The following is a 639-nucleotide window of genomic DNA, read 5'->3' as shown; positions in this document are numbered from 1 at the left end:
GTTTCTACCCAACCATGAATACGACCGCACCCAGGCTGATTTCGATTGCGCCGGTGAAGCGTTGCGTGCAGTCGGCAAACAGATCATCGAACCGGGCTGGAAGCGCGCACTGCCCGAGGCATTGGCACCGACCAAGGGCCGTGCAGCGCCGGCACCGCCAACCTTGCCGCCACCTGGCCAGGTTATCGATTGCGCCGTTGCTGATGTGAAGCTCAAGGATTTGTGGACGCAGCCACCCAAGCCCTACACCGAAGGCGATCTGATCAAGGCGATGAAGAACGTTGCCAAACTGGTGGACGATCCGCTGCTCAAACAGAAGCTCAAGGACACGACCGGCATCGGCACCGAAGCCACCCGTGCATCGATCATCCAGGGACTGCTTGATCGCGGTTATCTGGTGAAAAACGGCAAGGCACTGGCGGCAACACCGGCGGCGTTCAGTCTGATCGACGCCGTACCCCGAGCGATTGCCGACCCCGGCACCACGGCGATCTGGGAGCAGGCGCTGGACATGGTGCAGAGCGGTGAGATGAGTCTGGAAGAATTCGTCACCAAGCAAGCGGCGTGGATGAGCAAGCAGGTGACTCGCTGCTCTGCGCTGAGCCTGACCATCAGCGGCCCACCGCCTGCCGGCAAGGC

The 639-nt window shown here is 61.7% G+C and carries 1 protein-coding gene; it reads left to right on the top strand.

Annotated elements, in window-relative coordinates; all coding sequences use genetic code 11:
• Positions 1-639, top strand: a 639-nt coding sequence (locus F8N96_RS34845) for a DNA topoisomerase (RefSeq protein WP_263596476.1), incomplete at both ends; no start/stop codon positions are given.

It is taken from the genome of Pseudomonas fluorescens (assembly GCF_902497855.1).
In the GTDB taxonomy this organism is placed as follows: Bacteria; Pseudomonadota; Gammaproteobacteria; order Pseudomonadales; family Pseudomonadaceae; genus Aquipseudomonas; species Aquipseudomonas fluorescens_BI.
This window is presented reverse-complemented; position numbering and strand designations above follow the sequence as displayed.